We start from the raw sequence: 17,140 nt of genomic DNA, 5'->3' as shown, positions 1-17,140 counted from the left end.
TATATAACTTTAATTAGGAATTATTAATATCCATATCTTCAAGGATGATTTTTATTGGGTATATAAACTTTTTTAGTTTTTATTAAATTTTCTTTGATAATTGGTTTTAAAGCTATTTCTTTTAGTTCATACATTTGATTATTGTAACTAAGATATAAGTCATTAATAAATGATTTAAGTACAATTACATCAGTTCTAGGTTGTATATATTGAACTTTGTTATTTTTATAAGGAAAATATTTTTTACTATAATCAATTGCTGTTCTTGCTTTATCATCATAAAAATAAATTGCTTGGTCAAAATTTTCAAAATTATCCATTAATCCTAAAATTTCATTTACATAAGCATTAATTTTTTCATTTTCATTAATAAAATCATTGGATGTAACTACTAATTCACAAATAACATAAGGGTCATAATATCCAGTATTATTATATTCTTTAAAACCAACTATCATAAATACAATATGGTCTTTTGGTCCCGTAGCTCAAGCAATACCAACTGAATAAAAATCAAATTTATACATATCTTGTTCTTGATTATAAAATTGTTTTAAATCATATGGTTGTCAATATTTTACTGTTTTTTGAAATGGAAAAATTGTTGCATCACTATCTAAAAATTCAAAACCATAAAAAACAGTATTGAATTCATCAGGATTACTTTTTTCCATTTCTAATAAAGTTTTTTGTTGAATTTCAGGTAATTTTTTTCAAAATGGTTGAATAGTAAATCTTAAAATAAATAAGCCTAAACCACTAAATATATCTTTATTTTCATAATAAACTTTGCCAATTTTTTTAAGATTTTTAATTATTTCATCATTTAATGGTAAAAATGGCGTACAGTATTTTAAATAAAATGGATGATATTTATCATAAGGATTACATGTAAAAGTAATAAAGAAACTTTTATAAAAATAACGAGTAATTAATTTTCCAAAAGTAGGACTATATATATTTTTATCAATAAAAGTTCAACTTCATTCTTTAATTGGTTCATTTGAAACTTTAATATGATTACTTCTAAACATAGAATTTTGTAAACGCTCATATCTATGTGTTAATTGCTTTTCTGTTAGTGTTTCTTTTTCTTCTGCCATTATTATTTCATCAGTACGTGAACCCAAAAAACTTGACCCACCCGCTTCTTTTCCAAAAATTTTATTACCATTAGCATAACCAATAAAATCAATTTGTTGATTATTAGGAAAAATAATACATCGACCATCTTTGGTTATTTTTCATTTAATACCATGTGTATTATTAGGTAATAAATTAATATTATATGTATCTAATAAAACTTGACAAACATTCATTAAAGCACCAATTGTAGTTTCACTATGAGTATTTTCATATCGTCTTACTTCTTGAACACTACTATCACTAAAATTACAACATATAAATAAATCAAATGCTAAGCAGTTTCAAGTTTTTCTTGTTCCACGTGCTGTTGGTATAAAACGATAAAAACAATTAGTAGTGAAAAATTCTGCTCATTCATCACCAACAAATTGTTTAAAAATATCTCAACTAAAACCATAATTATTATCACTAAAATTAAGATTATATTTTTTATTTAGTTGTGCATAACTAGTAATAAAAGCCATATTTACTCCTTATTAACATATATAAGTTAAAATTAAATTATTTAAAAGAAAGGAACATTAAAAATGTTAAAATTACCATTCCTTAATCTTTTTGATTGAGACAAACACGATTTTAATCAAGATGAATTAAGTTTAAAACAAACAGAAGAATTATTTGCAAAAATAGATGAACAACTATGAAATGAATGTGATAAATCTGTATATAAATCATATAGATTCAGAGAACGAAAATTAAAAGCAAAAAAAGGTTTATTAAATTATAAACGACGTATTTGTAAATATTATAACATAGAAAAACAAAAAACTGAATATGTATCGTTATTAGATAACTATCTTGGTGTTAAAAAATATAGTAAACTTGCACCTAATGTTATTAAACAAATTTTAAAATTTTTTGCTGATGGAAAAAAGTATCGTGATGTTTGTGATACTTTTATTGAAGATTTAATAAGTACTAGTACAGTTTGTAGAACATATCAAAAATTTGAATTGCCAAAAGCAAATATCCCTAAAATAGTATTACAACCAAATCAAACTTTATATATAAATATTGATGATGGACATAGAAAATTTAAGTTTAATGAAAAACACAATACTAAAAATTGTAAAAAATGTTCTATGAGATTAATAGTATTTTGTACTGGTAAAAAGAAAAATGGAAAATTAATTAATAAAAGAGCAGTTTGTAAAATAAGAGTATCAAAAACAGAAATTGGTGCAGAAAAAACAGTTAAATTTATTCAAAAATATGGTAATTTATATTTTGAAAACTTTGACCAAGCAAATTTAATAGTTTGTGGAGATAGTGCAAAATGAATTAGAAAAACTGCTACAATTTTAAATGCTAAATTTATTTTGGATAAATTTCATGCTTTTCATGTTTTATTTCTTGGTATAATGGCAGGAAGAAGAAAAAATAAAATTGCTAAACTACATTATGAAAATGCAATAAATTTATTTGCAAAAGGTAAATATTATGAATTAATTAATTTTTTACAATTACTAACTTTACAATATAAAAAATTAAAAGTTGGTTATTTTATTAATGCCAAAGATGGTGTATTAAACCAAGCATTAGTTGAAAATATTGGTTGCTTTACTGAAACTAATATTAAACAAATTTTAAAACATATGATTGGTGATAGAACTTATAATATTGATATATACAAAAATGGTTAATTTTAAATGCTATCAAATAAATACTGCCATCCAGTTATTATAAATTAAAATTAAAGATTTTAAAAAAACCAAAAATAAAATAAAACTTATTAAAGTAATTATTAATAAGAATTTTTGAATTATAAAAGTAAGTATTATTATGTCAATATCGAGTGAAAATTTCCCAAAAATATTTATCAAAAATTAAATTATTTTGGAAAGTTACACTGTTAGAACCTGTTTAGGATCTTTTTTAACTTATTTTTGATTAAATTAATATCATAAATGTTATTTTATAGTTGAAAAATAAATTTTTAATCGATAAGTTGTCAAATGATAAAATCTTTTTAACAAAAAAATGACAAAGAAAATAAAATGTTAATTAACTGTCAGGTTAGAAATAATTATTCCCTTTTTTAGTTTAATTATGTTTAAAAGATTCCAAACAGGTTCTGACATAGCAAACTTTATTAAAAGAATAAAAACAACAAAATTACCTAAATTAAAACCTAAATCTGCCATTGGCAAATTTCAAAATTTCATAAAAATTTCTCCAAATAATTCTAAGAACCTGTTTAAAATCTTTTTAATAAAATTGAAATAAAGGAAAGAACAACCATTTGTAAGCTAGTATTTAATTTTCTTTCACAATTTTTTCATAATCTTCTGCATTTTTCTAATCATGCAAAATTTCGTTCTACAACTCATCTTTTTGGCAATAATACAAAAGAATGTAATTCATTACGTTTGATAACTTCAACATTTGCATTTATGATTGTTTTGATTTTAAAAGCAAATTTTTCACCAGTATAACCAGCATCTACTAGTATTTTTTGAACTTTAGATAAATTTTCTTTTTCATTTTCAATCATTATTATAGCACTGTTACGATCTGTTTTTTCTGCTGTGGTTATGTAAATTGTATGTGGTAAACCTTGAGAATCAACAGCAATATGACGCTTTATTCCTGAAATTTTTTTACCAGCATCATAACCTTTATTTTTAGCAGTATCTGTGTTCTTAACACTTTGTGAATCAATTATACAAAAACTAGTTTGTTCTTTTCTACCATTATTGATACGAACTTTTCTAAGAACCTGTTTGGAATCTTTTAAACATAATTAAACTAAAAAAGGGAATAATTATTTCTAACCTGACAGTTAATTAACATTTTATTTTCTTTGTCATTTTTTTGTTAAAAAGATTTTATCATTTGACAACTTATCGATTAAAAATTTATTTTTCAACTATAAAATAACATTTATGATATTAATTTAATCAAAAATAAGTTAAAAAAGATCCTAAACAGGTTCTAACTAATTTTTTTTAAAATTACTTGTCAAGTGCTAGGTTCTTTATCACTATTTTTACTTCAAATTTGAAAATAATAATATACAGTTTGTCATTTTGGAAAATTTTTTGGTAACATTCTTCATTGACATCCACTTTTTAATACATATAAAACTGCACAAAATACTTCATATAAATCTAAATTTCTTGGTTTTGTTTTCTTTTTGCTATTTTCTAAAATTGATCTTATGTTCTCAAATTGTTCTTTAGTAACATGACTTGGATAATTTTTATGCATATATACCCCTTATCTTAAAATATATAGTCATTTTACGTTATTTTATAAAAGATTCCAAACAGGTTCTTAAATAAACACAAATTCTAAATAACCCCTAAAAATTTAGTTCCTTGTTTTCATATAGGAACTTTTTTATTTACAAACCAATTTTTAATGAATATAATAAATATGAATTAAAAATAGTTTTAGAAACCTAATTGTTTTATTTTTAAACAATTAGGTTTCTAATTTTGAAAGGATTTTTAATATATGGATAAACAATTACAAGAAAGTCAAAATCAAATTTCTAAGTTAAGTAATGAATTTAGAAGTTTGGAGAAAAAGCTAGATAATGAAAAAAGAAAAGAAAAAGAAATAAATAAAAAAATATCTTGTTTAACAAATCAAGATATTAACAATAAAAATGAATTAAAAATAAGAAATGAAATAAGAAAATATGAAAATGAACATAGAATTATTTCTCAAAAAGTAAATTATTTTGAAATTAAATTTAATTCAATAAAAGAAGAATTAAAAAAAATATCAAATTTAAAAATGGAAATTTATAACAAAAATTTAGAAAAGTTAAAAATAAAAAAGTTTGATGAAGTTGAAATTAATAGCTTTGAAAATAAAAATTATAAGGGTTTTAAAATAAACTCACTAAAATTATAAAAAAGATATTGCAATTGCAATATCTTTATATATTTAAAATTAATTTTAAGGCACCAAATTTGCTCATATTCAAACGATTTAAAAATTTATATGGTTTATAGTATTCAAAAAATAAACAGCCCTTTTTAGGGCTGTTTTAAATCGAATTATTATTAATTATAAGTTATATAAATAACTTCACTTTTGGAAAATTATTACTCGATAACTAATAGGAAATTTTTACTAAATAATGACAAAAGTAAGTATTATTATTGACTAATATTTTACAAGTGTTAAGATTAACATACAATTGCATATTGAAGTCAAAATTATTCTCGTCTAACTTTATAATTTTAAGACAAATTTGAATATTATTGACAACATCGGTATGCTCCCAAATTATTACTTAAGTTATTTTTTAGGGAAATAATTAAAATATTAGGGAAATTTACTTTTATAAATGAAGCTATTTGAATTTTATTAGCATAGGAGTCATCAATTAAGAATATATATAAGGGAATGTTTCAGTTCTCATTTGCTATAAAACTTTTATGAAAAGTAATCATTAAAAATTTATTTTGTAAAAGATTAAGATTGGGAAAATAATTATTTTTTAATTGCGAATTTATAATAAAAAGGAGTTGTTGCCCTCATTGGTAGTCACTTTCTATTTTAAAAGCATCATCCAAGGTAAAAATAATATCACTATAATAATTAAATTGTAATTTAAATCAATTATCACTAAGAAAACTATTCAAATTACTTTTAAAAGTATTTGAATATAAAGACACCTGATATTCATAAGTAATAAAAGAAAATATTTTTTGAGTAATGTTACTAATTTCTGAAGTTATATTTGGAAATAATTGACTGTCAACTTTAATATTAAGTAAACAAATGAAATTAAAATAATTGGTTTCAAACTTATCAAACTCGATAGCAAACTCTTTAGCAATTATTAAGGTAATGTTTAGTAATCTGTGTAACTTACAAAAATAACTATGTTTAATTAATTCTATAATAAACCTAGAAAGAGTGAATTACAGATGGCTAAAAAGCAAAATATTAATAATAATGATCCAATATCAAAAGCAGTAGATTTATTATTAGAAAATACTGAAGATTTAACAACAGTTTTTAAAGAAGGAGGTTTGTATAAAGAATTAACAAAAAGATTAGTAGAAAAAATGTTGAATTCTGAGATGCAAAATTATTTAGGATATGATAAGAATCAACATAGTAATAGTGACAATGCTCGTAATGGTATAAGTTCAAAAAAATTAATAACTCAACAAGGTAAAATTGAGATTGATGTACCACGAGATCGCAATAGTAATTTTAATCCTGTAATAATTGCAAAAAGACAAAGAAGATTTGATGGTTTTGATCAACAAGTTCTTTCTTTATATGCAAAAGGTATGACATTATCAGATATTAGAATGCAATTACAAGAGTTATATCATGGTGCTGATATTAGTGAAAGTGTTATTAGTCAAATTACTGATGATGTTATTGATGATGTAAAAGCATGGCAAAATCGACCATTAGATAGTGTTTATCCGATTGTTTATTTTGATTGCATAGTAGTTAAAATACGACAAGATAAACGCATTATTAACAAATCTGTGTATATAGCTTTAGGAGTTGATTTAGAAGGTAAAAAAGATGTTTTAGGCTTATGAATTAGTGAAAATGAAGGTTCTAAATTTTGATTAGCCAATTTCACAGAAATGAAAAATCGAGGCTTAAATGATATTCTTATTGCTTGTAGTGATAATTTAACAGGAATGTCAGAAGCAATACAATCAGTTTATCCTAAAACAGAACATCAATTATGCATCGTTCATCAAATTAGAAATAGTTTGAAATATGTCTCATATAAGCATAGAAAATCTCTAGTTGCAGATTTAAAACCAATTTATACTGCATGTAGTGAAGAACAAGCAATGCAGGCTTTAGAAACATTTGAAAATAAGTGAAATAAACAATATCCTCAAATTGCTAAATCTTGATATAAAAATTGAGAAAATTTGATATTTTTTATTAGTTATCCAACAGAAATTAAAAGAGTAATTTATACCACAAATGCTATTGAATCTGTTAATAGTCAATTACGAAAAGTTATCAGAAATAAAAAAGTTTTTCCTAATGATATGGAAGAATTGAAAATATTTTATTTAACAATTGAAAATATAACAAAAAAATGAACAATGCCCATTCAAAATTGAAATACAGCAATTGCTCATTTTATGATAAAATTTGAAGATAGAATTAATCTTAACTAGTACTTTGTAAAACAAAGATACACAGATTTCTAAAAAGCCTCATTATTAATCTAAAGTGTTCGACTTCTCTTTTTATACTTAAGTTTAAATTAAATTCAATTTGTTCATCTTTTTCAAGAAAAAAATTAAGTTTAATTTTTCGTACATGAATTGTTAAAAATCATATTAGTTGATCATCATAATATTTTTTATAACCGATATTGATCATTATAATTTCTATTTTTTTGTATATATAGGTTAGGACTTTATCGTTAGTTAAGAGAATTTTTTTATCTTTACTAATAAGTTTTATAATAATAATAGCGGTTATAAATCTTAAATGTCATTCATAACCATCTAATTGAAACCCTTTATTATGTTCAAATTTTAATTTTAATCTTAAATTTTGTTCAAAGAAAAAGTTATTCAAGTAAATAATGTCTTTTTTTAAATTATACTTATTTGTGTTGCTTATATTGATAAGTCACTCACTACTTAAATATTTTTTTGTCATACACATATTAAGAACAAATTACTCATTCTAACAAAAGGATATTCATTGGATATGTGGATAAACTGTGTAAGCAAAGTATTTATTGCTATTATTTCATTGTCACCATTAATTACAAAGTAATCTTGCTTTCTGGAAATATTACAATTACTAATTTTTATTAACATTGTATTAATAAAAGTAATATTTCTTTGTAAAGTTCGAAATGTAACATTAAATTTTTCCATTAGAAATGCTATATTAACCGAACAAGAATACTGAAAATATTTTAATATTTCAATGATACGCCACATTAAAACTGCCCCCGTTATCCTAATTGAAAGATTAAATGAGATTTTCCTTTTCAAAAAATAAAATAGTCACCTTTTGAGTGACAAAATTATTGTTCTTAAATTATTTTTATATGTTATAATGCTTACCAAATAAATAGCATTCTTCATTTATTATTAATATCTTTAATAAATTTGTAATTATATTGTGGTAAATACTTTTTAATAAGAATAGTTAGTGCTTCTTTTTGATCAAAACCAAATTCAAATGCTAATAAAAAAGATTTTTCTAAAACTGCATGACATTGTTGAAAAATTACTTCGTAAAAATATAATCCTTTATGATCAGCAAATAAAGCTAATTTTGGTTCATATTGTAAATTATGTTTTGAAAAAGTATTTGCTGTCTCATCAATATATGGTGGATTTGAAATAATAATATTAAATTTATGATTTTTAAGATTTGTAAATATATCGCTTTCAACAAAATTAATATTTTTTAGGTTAAAATTATCGTTATTAATCTTAGCAATAGTTAATGCATCTTTGCTAATATCATTTGCTACTATATTTCAATTAGGTTTCTTTAACGCTAAACTAATAGCAATAGCACCACTGCCTGTCCCTAAATCTAATACTTTTAAATTATCATTATTAAAAATGTTTTGCGCATAGACAAAAACATTTTTAACTAGTTCTTCAGTTTCATTACGGGGAATTAATACTTTATTATCAACAACAAACTTATGATCAAGAAATCATTGATAACCAATAATATATTGTAAAGGATAGCCAGCAACAAATTTTTTAACTAGTTGTAAATATGATTCTAAAAAATCTATTGCTATTGTTTGACTAAGATTTGCATATAATCAAGATAAATCTTTATTAATAAACTTTAATAAAATTATCTTATTAATTTGTTCATTTTTTTTATTAATTTTTTTTGCTAATAAAAGATAATCTCTATAAGTCATTAATTTATACTCCAAAAATAAATATTTTATTGAAAATTAACAGATGAATTATTATTTCTTGAAGTTTTTTTTATTAAATTATTAACAACGAGAATTAAAACAATAATACTAAAAATAAATAAAAAACTAATTGTTAATAAACAAATAATTGGAAAAAGAATAATGTAACTACAAATACTAATAATAAAACCAAAATTATTAATATTATTACCATTAATATTTCGTAAAAATTCTAAATTTTTTCATAATAAATAATGAAAAATTAAACTAGATGCACTAGCAAATCATAATGTTAAAACTAAAAATAAAATGTGAATAATACCACTACTAAAAGTTAATGTAATAAATGTTCCTAATGTCGCATATAAAAAAATAACTGATATTAAAAACAAAATTTTTGTTCTAGAGTCTAAAATCTTAAAATCCATAATAATTTCTTCCTTTTTTTATTTTAATACTGTAATATTTTCATCAATATTTTCTAATTTTTCTTTTTGTTCACTACTAATTAAAGCAATAATAATTTCATCAATATTACCTTCCATAATACGATCTAACTTTAATAAAGATAATCCAATTCGATGATCGGTTACTCTATTTTGTGGATAATTGTATGTTCTAATTTTTTCTGAACGATCACCGCTACCAACAGCTGTTTTTCTTAAATTACCAATTCTTCCCTGTTCTTCTTCAACTTTTTTTTCATAAAGTTTAGCTCTTAATACCCGCATTGCTTTATCTTTATTATCATGTTGACTTCGTCCGTCCTGTGAAGTTACAACAACACCTGTTGGAATATGAGTAATTCTAATTGCTGAATCGGTAGTATTAACATGTTGACCACCAGCACCACTAGAACGATAAGTATCAATTCTTAAATCAGAATTATTTATTTTAATTTCAACTTCATTAACTTCTGGCAATACAGCAACCGTTGCAATTGAAGTATGAACTCGTCCTTGTGATTCGGTTTTTGGAACTCTCTGAACACGATGTCCACCAGCTTCAAACTTTAATTTAGCAAATACATGTTTACCTTTAATCATAAAAGCAATATAACTAAATCCACCATTTATTGCTTCTTTTGCTTCAATAGTTTCAATTTTTCATCGTTGAATTTCACAATACTTACTATACATACGATATAAATCACCAGCAAAAATATTTGCTTCATCGCCACCAACAGCTCCTCTAATTTCAATAATAACATTTTTATCATCATTTATATCTTTAGGAATTAGTGTTAGTTTTAATTCATTTTCTGCTTTTTCTAATTCAATTTCATTTGCTTTAATATCTGTTTTAAGCATTTCACAAAGTTCTTGATCCTGTTCGGTTGCTAATGCCTTTTTTGCTTCAATAATTTCTTTGTCAATTTTTTCATATTTTCAATATTGTTCAATAATTGGTTCTAATCTACTATGTTCTTTTGTTAATTCAGTGTATTTATCACGAGGAATTAATTCGGGATTTTCTAATTGCTTTTCAATTTCACTATATTTTTTAGTAAGTTGCATTAACTGTTCTAATGTTTTTTCATTCATAATATCACACCTGATTTATCTATTCTGATTATTTGTTAAGACACGATGATGACTACGACATCGAGCTTCATATTGTTCTTGCGCACCAATTAAAATAATTTCATCATCATATCTAGCTTCCCGGCCATTAATAATACGTTGTGTTCTTGTTGCTGCTTTACCACATTTTACACAAACAGCATCTAATTTAGTTACAAATTCTGCTAAAGCTAATAATTCTTTAGTAACAGGAAATGGTTCACCACGAAAATCTTGATCTAAACCAGCAACAATAACTTGCTTATTTTGATTTGCTAATGTTTTAATCACTTCAATAATTGATGGTTTAAAAAATTGTACTTCATCAATTGCAACTGCTTCTATTTCTTTATCTATATGTTTTAATATTTGCATTGGATCATCAATTACTATCGCTGTGATAGATACTCCTTTATGACTTACTACTTTTTTAGCATCATAACGAATATCAACCTTGGGTTTAAAAACTAGCACTTTGCGTTTAGCATACTGTAAACGATTTATACGTCGCATAAACTCTTCGGTTTTTCCAGCAAACATACAACCAGTAATTACTTCAATTCATCCCTCATTATAACGACTATACATTTATATCCAACTCCATCTCTAATTTTAATTGTTTGTTAATTCTGGTGATTTACTAGCAATTTTATCTAAACTATCAATCAATTTTTCAACTTCATTAATATTTTGTAAATATGCAGCAGCAGCTGTCTGATGACCACCACCACCAAACTTTGCAATAGCATCATTAATTATTCATCTTGCACTACGAACACTAACTTTAATTTTACTATTCATTTGATCATAAGCAGCAATTAATCAAATTTTAATACCATCAATATTTGACATTACATTAACTTGACTAGTTAAATCTTCTCTACTTAAAACAACTTCGCCTTTAATATTTAATATTTTATTTTGACTAATAATTTTTGTTTGTAAGTCAGTAATTATTTTATCGTTAAATATTATATAAGCAACACCATTATCAGTAATTTTAAAATTTGATAATATATATCCTTTCAATCTTGTGATTTTTAAATTTTGAATATATAAACTTTGATATAAGTCTAATAAATTAAAATTTTGTTTAACTAAAAAACTAGCAACCTGAAAAGTTTCTTCATTAACAGAGCGATACAAAAATCTACCAGAATCAGTAACTAAACCAAGAAATAAATTTCTAGCTGCTAAAGCTGAAACTTTTAAATTCAATACTTGTGCTCATTTCGCCACTACTTGGCAAGCAGCAGAAGCCTTTTCTTCAATTAAATCAATATCACCATATTTATCAACAATTGGATGATGATCAATTTTAATTATCTTTTTTCCTTCTTCTCAAAATTGACCACTAATTCGTTCGCGATTAGCTGTATCAGTGACTATTACTAGTGCATTTTCATAATCTTCTTTTTTAACAAAAGTTGGTTGTGGAAATAATGATGCCATATGTTCATTTGTTTCGCCTGGAACAAGTACTTTTTTATTTTGAAAATTATCTTCAATAATTTTTTTTAATCCTCATTGTGAACCCAAAGCATCTCCATCAGGATTAATATGACGATGAATAATAATTGGATTACTGATTTTTATTAATTCATAAATTGCTTGTGCTTCTTTTTTAAACTTATTCATATTATATATCCTTTCTATCATGTACCAATTAATTGTTTTGTTTCATCATCAAAAACAAAAATTGAATTTTTAGTAATACTAATTCAACCAACAGTTCCCACTTCTAAATTATCATTATTATTTGTTAAAACTTCAAATTGTTCTGATTTAGTAGTTTCAATCAATAAATATGCTTTTTTATCATCAACTTTAGTAATATTTTTAATAACACCATTAATAATAATTGAATTTTTTAAAAAAGTAAATCGTGGTTTCTTTGCACTAAACAAAATGGCATTTGATTTAAAAGCAATAGTAGAAGCAGTTTTAACATCAAACTTACCTAAATTTACATTATAAAAATATAAATTATGAGCATTTCATTCTCCCTTTGCAATATTAATATGCTGTTCATTTATTTCTTTCAATAAATTTAAAGATAATGGTTTATCAGTGATTTCACTAACATTCCCTTGTTGAATAATTATTTCATTTTCAATAACAGTAACATTAGTCGCTAATAAATTAATATCAACTTGATTATTAGTTGTAAAAATAATAATTATTTTCAAAAATTTTTGTAATTTTTTAATTCAATTTGCTAATTGTTCTTTATTATCAACATTTAAAAGTTCAAATGGGTTATGTAAAATTAAAATTTTAGTAGGTACAATTAATTGTTGAATGATTTTTATTATTTGTCGTTCTACTATTGTTAATTGTGTTAAACGTAGTGACAATAAATGACTTAGTTCTAAATGTTTAAATATCATAACAATATTTTCACTAATTAAATCACGGACATCAATTAACTGTGAATATAAAGTTTGTAATTGTTGTTGATATGTTTCTTTATCTTGTAACTGTGGATTTTTTAAAATTTTATCATGATAAATTTTAATTTCATCTTTAATATTTTTTAAAAGTAAATGCATTTCATCTGGTAAAAGTTGCATTGCCACAAAATCTTGTTTCATATTAAATTTAATTCTTTGTACTTCTGCTAAGTCAATTCACTGGTCTAAAATTTGATCAATTTGACTACGAGTACATTTAATTTGTTGATATGAAACTAAATGATTAAGTTCGCTATTAAAATTTTGATTATGATTGTTACAAGTTTTTAACGTAGTTCTAATTTCACTTCTAGTAGTACTAATCTCTCTATTTAAATAATTATTTATTTCTTTAATAACAAAACTAATTTCTCGTAGTTGAAACTCTCATTTTCTTTCTTTTGGTGGATTACATCCACAAAAACATGGTCCCACTAAACTTTCTAAACTAGAAATACGATCTTGCAAAGATTGTAAAAATAATAAGTTATTATTTGCAATAATATTTTTTTCTTCGGCAGTAAATTTTTTAATTAGAATATCTGTTAATTTTTCACTTCCAGCAAAATTAAATTTCTCTTGAGCAAAGTTTTTATGAAAATGATTAATTTGATATTGATATTCTTTAATAAAATTATTACGAGTGCTTTGTGTTTCATTAATAAAATTTTTAATAATATTAATTAATTTTTCTTTAAAATAACCACTGTCTAAATTTAAACCTGTATTTTTTAAGTTTTCAATATCAGTCTTAATTTTTTGATTAATATTGCTTATTTCTTGTAAAAAGGGTTTATTAGTAATTGCTGTTCTTGCTAAGTTACGTTGAATACTAAATAATTTATTTCAACTCTGTAAATGCATACTAACATAAGCCATTTTTCGTTCAAAACCAATACTATTATAAGTAACATCAATATCATCAATTAAAATTTTACCCTCCATAATAGCAGAAGAACCTGCTAGAGCATTAATTAATTTTTCAATATTATCTTCATCATTACTAAAAATTGCCAAGCAACTAGGATATTTTCCTTCAAAACTTCAATCTTTTACGGCTTTTTCAACGGATAAATTAATAATACTAAAATTAAAGTTACTAGTTTGCTCAGTATTATATCTAATACCTTTACTTATTACCAATTTATTAAAATCAGATGATTTTTCCATAAAACCATTCCCTACCTTAAAGTTTTTTATTTCATATACTATTAAAATTATATTCTATATTTATTGGGTTGTATACATACAATATTTTAACTTAATTAATGGTAAATATGTCTGTAAATAATTTTATTTTTAAAGTATAAAAAAAAGAAACTATTATTAGTTTCTAGTTTAATTAAAATTATTTTTTAACTTGTTTAGTATCAGTTAGTTTTAGAACATCTTTTGCTGTTTCTAATACAATAGTTTTAGTATTTTGTGGTTTTGCTTTGTTTATTTGAACAGTTTTTGATTTTGTTTCAACTTGTTTACTTGCTTTTGTATTAAAGCGTTCAACTCTTCCTTTTGCTGAAACAAATGATTGTTTTCCAGTATAAAATGGATGACAACTTGAACATGTATCAACACGGATTTCTTTACCCTTAGTTGAACCACTTATAAAATTATTGCTACATGTTATACATGTTACTTTAGTTTGAAAATACTCTGGATGGATGCTTGCTTTTGCCATGGTTTCACCTCACTTATAAAATTACTATTAATAAAAAGTACTTAAAAATAATATCATTAACAATATAAAAAAGCAAATAAATATTAATGATAGATAGAGTTTTTATTTTGATAGATTATATTGTAAAAATGTGTTCTAATTCAATTAACTAGATATCATGAATTTTATTTTTTTTAAATTATATATTCTATTGAAATCTAAAACTTAAAAATTGTTTTTATATGAATAAAAAAATATTATTTACACAACTAATATATTTTTCAGTTAATTAAATACAATAAAAAATATTTACTTTCAGTAATTAAAGATAAAATTTTAATTTGTAAATGATTAGTAATGCTTTGATATTTTTTAATACCTAATGTTAAATTAAAAAGATAAACATAATGATATTTATATTTATCTCAATGTTTGGTATTGATAGCACAGATATTATTAATTTTTCTTGTTCTTGTATCATGAGGAATATATAATCTTGATTATCTTCGTATTCAGCTTTTAAATCTTCTAATGCTTTTTTTAAAAACATCACTAAATTTTCTCATATAAACTAAATTGATTTTCAATACTAATTTATTCTTGTATTAATACAGTTCCCTATTTTGCTTTTAAAAATTAATGGACGGGTAACAAAAATGCGGAATAATTTTATCAATATTGTCTTTATTGTCATTTAGACGAGAATAAATTAAGACTTTTGTTATGTAATTGTAAATAAATATTACTACTAATAAAATTGAATTACAACTAAAATACATTTATAAAAATTATGTTTTAAAAATTAATAAATTTGTGTCAATATCGAATGAAAATTTCCTAAAAATATTTATCAAAAAATTAAATTATTTTGGAAAGTTACACTGTTAAATAAACACAAATGGATGGGTTACACTTTATTGGACACTAATTACGTAGACAAGTGAACAAATTAGTGAAAAGAAAGGAAGTATAATTATGGCCAATATTAACTCATATTCAGATGAATTTAAAAAACAAATAGTAGCTTTATATCAAAGCGGTAAGTCAGTGTCTTGTCTTGCTAAAGAGTACAATGTTACAAGAGCAGCTACTTATAATTGAATTAAGCAATTTACTAATTCAGGTAGTTTTAAAACTAAAGATAATCGTTCTGTTGAAGAAAATGAATTAATTAAATTAAGAAAAGAATTAAAACAATTAAGAATGGAAAATGATATTTTAAAGCAAGCAGCACTAATAATAGGCAGAAAGTAGAAATTATTGCTAAAAATAAAGTTAAATATAAAATTCGCACAATGTGTCGTTTTTTGAAAATATCTAAATCAACATATTATTTTAACTTAAAGAAAAAAGAAAATAAAATCAAAAATAATATGTATGATGAAGCTGTTATTAGTGCTTTTAAAGAAAATAAAGAAGTTTATGGTACTAGAAGATTAAAAAAAATTTTAGAAAACCAAGAAATTTATTTATCACGCAGAAAAATTAAAGAAATTATGAATAAGCATAATTTAATATCAAAATACACTAAATTATCATTCAAAAATCATCATAATAAAGTCAATAATAGTCAAATAACCAATCTTGTTAATAGAAACTTTAATAATAGGGTTAAAAATGAAGTTATTGTTAGTGATTTAACTTACGTTCAAGTTAATGGTAAATGAAACTATATTTGCCTATTAATAGACCTATTTAACCGCGAAATTATTGGACATAGTGTTGGAGTTAAAAAAGATGCATTACTAGTATATCAAGCATTTATGCAATCAAATCGCTGTTTAAAAGATATCCAAATATTTCATAGTGATCGAGGTAATGAATTTAACAATAAAATTATTAATAATCTTTTATTAGCATTCAATATTACTCGATCTTTAAGCAAAAAAGGTTGTCCTTATGATAATGCTGTTGCTGAAGCAACTTTTAAAACTTTCAAAACTGAATTTATTAATGATAAAAATTTTACATCATTAATCCAATTAAAATTAGAATTATTTGATTATATCAATTGATACAACAACATAAGAATCCACAGCACTTTAAACTACTTAACTCCTATCAAATATCAAGAACAAGTGTCTACCAAAAAATAGTCCTAAAAAGTGTTGCCATTCCACTAATTAGTGGATTAAGTGAATTAATACCTAATAGATTTGAAATAATAAGAAAAATATGTAATATGGCAACTGGTGGATGTTTGATTAGTAGTGGTGTTGCTATGGGGATTAATAATGATTTCAATAATGCTTATGCAGTACCAACAATAGTTGCTGGTGCAAGGGAAATTATACATAATTTATTACCTATGGAAACTACAAATCATAATCAAGAAATGCAAGAAACATCATTTACAAATGAAACAAGAAGATTAATTAATAGTGATGCTATTAGTAATCATAGTCAAAGTAGTGATGTTTTATATGAAAGACTAACTACATATGATAGTTTATAAAGG

15 protein-coding genes and 2 pseudogenes are annotated in these 17,140 nt (G+C 23.2%); 5 read left to right on the top strand and 12 right to left on the bottom strand.

Annotation, left to right across the window (positions count from 1 at the left end; translation table 4 throughout):
• Window positions 1-23: 23 nt before the first annotated feature.
• A complete protein-coding gene (locus tag ACXUB0_RS08200; RefSeq protein ID WP_458258362.1) occupies window positions 24-1,610 on the bottom strand; it encodes a hypothetical protein in 1,587 nt (528 codons plus the stop codon).
• 63 nt (window positions 1,611-1,673) lie between these two features.
• Here ACXUB0_RS08200 and ACXUB0_RS08195 point away from each other — a divergent pair, with 63 nt between their 5' ends.
• Window positions 1,674-2,789 (top strand): Mbov_0401 family ICE element transposase-like protein, encoded by a 1,116-nt coding sequence (locus tag ACXUB0_RS08195; RefSeq protein WP_458258361.1) that lies wholly within the window; start codon window positions 1,674-1,676, stop codon window positions 2,787-2,789.
• A gap of 357 nt (window positions 2,790-3,146) precedes the next feature.
• On the opposite strand, the gene ACXUB0_RS08190 is transcribed toward ACXUB0_RS08195, so the two are convergent.
• From ACXUB0_RS08190 to ACXUB0_RS08180, 3 genes and pseudogenes are all read right to left on the bottom strand, one after another.
• A complete protein-coding gene (locus ACXUB0_RS08190; RefSeq protein ID WP_458258221.1) occupies window positions 3,147-3,311 on the bottom strand; it encodes a hypothetical protein in 165 nt (54 codons plus the stop codon).
• A 32-nt stretch (window positions 3,312-3,343) separates the two neighbouring features.
• A pseudogene (locus ACXUB0_RS08185) lies at window positions 3,344-3,838 on the bottom strand (IS5 family transposase); the annotation flags it as partial.
• 248 nt (window positions 3,839-4,086) lie between these two features.
• Window positions 4,087-4,356: pseudogene (locus ACXUB0_RS08180) on the bottom strand (transposase); the annotation flags it as partial.
• A 249-nt stretch (window positions 4,357-4,605) separates the two neighbouring features.
• On the opposite strand from ACXUB0_RS08180, the gene ACXUB0_RS08175 reads away from it, so the two are divergent.
• Window positions 4,606-5,010, top strand: a complete 405-nt coding sequence (locus tag ACXUB0_RS08175; RefSeq protein WP_458257569.1) for a hypothetical protein — start codon at window positions 4,606-4,608, stop codon at window positions 5,008-5,010.
• A 1,025-nt stretch (window positions 5,011-6,035) separates the two neighbouring features.
• Window positions 6,036-7,274, top strand: coding sequence for an IS256 family transposase (locus tag ACXUB0_RS08170; RefSeq protein ID WP_458258360.1), 1,239 nt, complete (start codon window positions 6,036-6,038; stop codon window positions 7,272-7,274).
• On the opposite strand, the gene ACXUB0_RS08165 is transcribed toward ACXUB0_RS08170, so the two are convergent.
• The 8 genes from ACXUB0_RS08165 to rpmE all read right to left on the bottom strand — a co-directional run bounded on the left by ACXUB0_RS08165 (window position 7,267) and on the right by rpmE (window position 14,703).
• Window positions 7,267-7,767, bottom strand: a complete 501-nt coding sequence (locus ACXUB0_RS08165) for a hypothetical protein (RefSeq protein WP_458258359.1) — start codon at window positions 7,765-7,767, stop codon at window positions 7,267-7,269. The genes ACXUB0_RS08170 and ACXUB0_RS08165 overlap by 8 nt on opposite strands.
• A 412-nt stretch (window positions 7,768-8,179) precedes the next feature.
• The gene (gene prmC, locus ACXUB0_RS08160) at window positions 8,180-9,010 is read right to left on the bottom strand and encodes a peptide chain release factor N(5)-glutamine methyltransferase (RefSeq protein ID WP_458258358.1); all 831 of its coding nucleotides are present in this window, start codon (window positions 9,008-9,010) and stop codon (window positions 8,180-8,182) included.
• 26 nt (window positions 9,011-9,036) lie between these two features.
• Complete coding sequence (locus ACXUB0_RS08155) at window positions 9,037-9,438, bottom strand: hypothetical protein (RefSeq protein ID WP_252320576.1); 402 nt, start codon at window positions 9,436-9,438, stop codon at window positions 9,037-9,039.
• An 18-nt stretch (window positions 9,439-9,456) separates the two neighbouring features.
• On the bottom strand, window positions 9,457-10,554 hold the full coding sequence (gene prfA, locus ACXUB0_RS08150) for a peptide chain release factor 1 (RefSeq protein ID WP_458258357.1): 1,098 nt from the start codon (window positions 10,552-10,554) through the stop codon (window positions 9,457-9,459).
• A 15-nt stretch (window positions 10,555-10,569) separates the two neighbouring features.
• Window positions 10,570-11,160, bottom strand: coding sequence for a thymidine kinase (locus tag ACXUB0_RS08145; RefSeq protein ID WP_338988100.1), 591 nt, complete (start codon window positions 11,158-11,160; stop codon window positions 10,570-10,572).
• Between the two features lie 24 nt (window positions 11,161-11,184).
• Window positions 11,185-12,210: a DHH family phosphoesterase gene (locus ACXUB0_RS08140; RefSeq protein ID WP_458258356.1), complete on the bottom strand. Its 1,026-nt coding sequence runs from the start codon at window positions 12,208-12,210 to the stop codon at window positions 11,185-11,187.
• A 14-nt stretch (window positions 12,211-12,224) separates the two neighbouring features.
• Complete coding sequence (locus ACXUB0_RS08135; protein WP_338988098.1) at window positions 12,225-14,195, bottom strand: ATP-binding cassette domain-containing protein; 1,971 nt, start codon at window positions 14,193-14,195, stop codon at window positions 12,225-12,227.
• A 178-nt stretch (window positions 14,196-14,373) separates the two neighbouring features.
• Complete coding sequence (rpmE, locus tag ACXUB0_RS08130) at window positions 14,374-14,703, bottom strand: 50S ribosomal protein L31 (RefSeq protein WP_458258355.1); 330 nt, start codon at window positions 14,701-14,703, stop codon at window positions 14,374-14,376.
• Between the two features lie 954 nt (window positions 14,704-15,657).
• Here rpmE and ACXUB0_RS08125 point away from each other — a divergent pair.
• Window positions 15,658-16,778, top strand: a protein-coding gene (locus ACXUB0_RS08125) for an IS3 family transposase (RefSeq protein ID WP_458257454.1) whose coding sequence is annotated in 2 segments (ribosomal slippage) — window positions 15,658-15,934 and window positions 15,934-16,778 — 1,122 coding nt in all. Because the reading frame shifts where the segments join, the coding sequence is not laid out codon by codon here.
• Complete coding sequence (locus tag ACXUB0_RS08120) at window positions 16,694-17,137, top strand: hypothetical protein (RefSeq protein ID WP_458258354.1); 444 nt, start codon at window positions 16,694-16,696, stop codon at window positions 17,135-17,137. The genes ACXUB0_RS08125 and ACXUB0_RS08120 overlap by 85 nt, the downstream gene beginning before the upstream one ends.
• The last annotated feature ends 3 nt before the right edge of the window (window positions 17,138-17,140 follow it).

This window comes from Spiroplasma endosymbiont of Dactylopius coccus (genome assembly GCF_977110965.1).
This window is presented reverse-complemented; position numbering and strand designations above follow the sequence as displayed.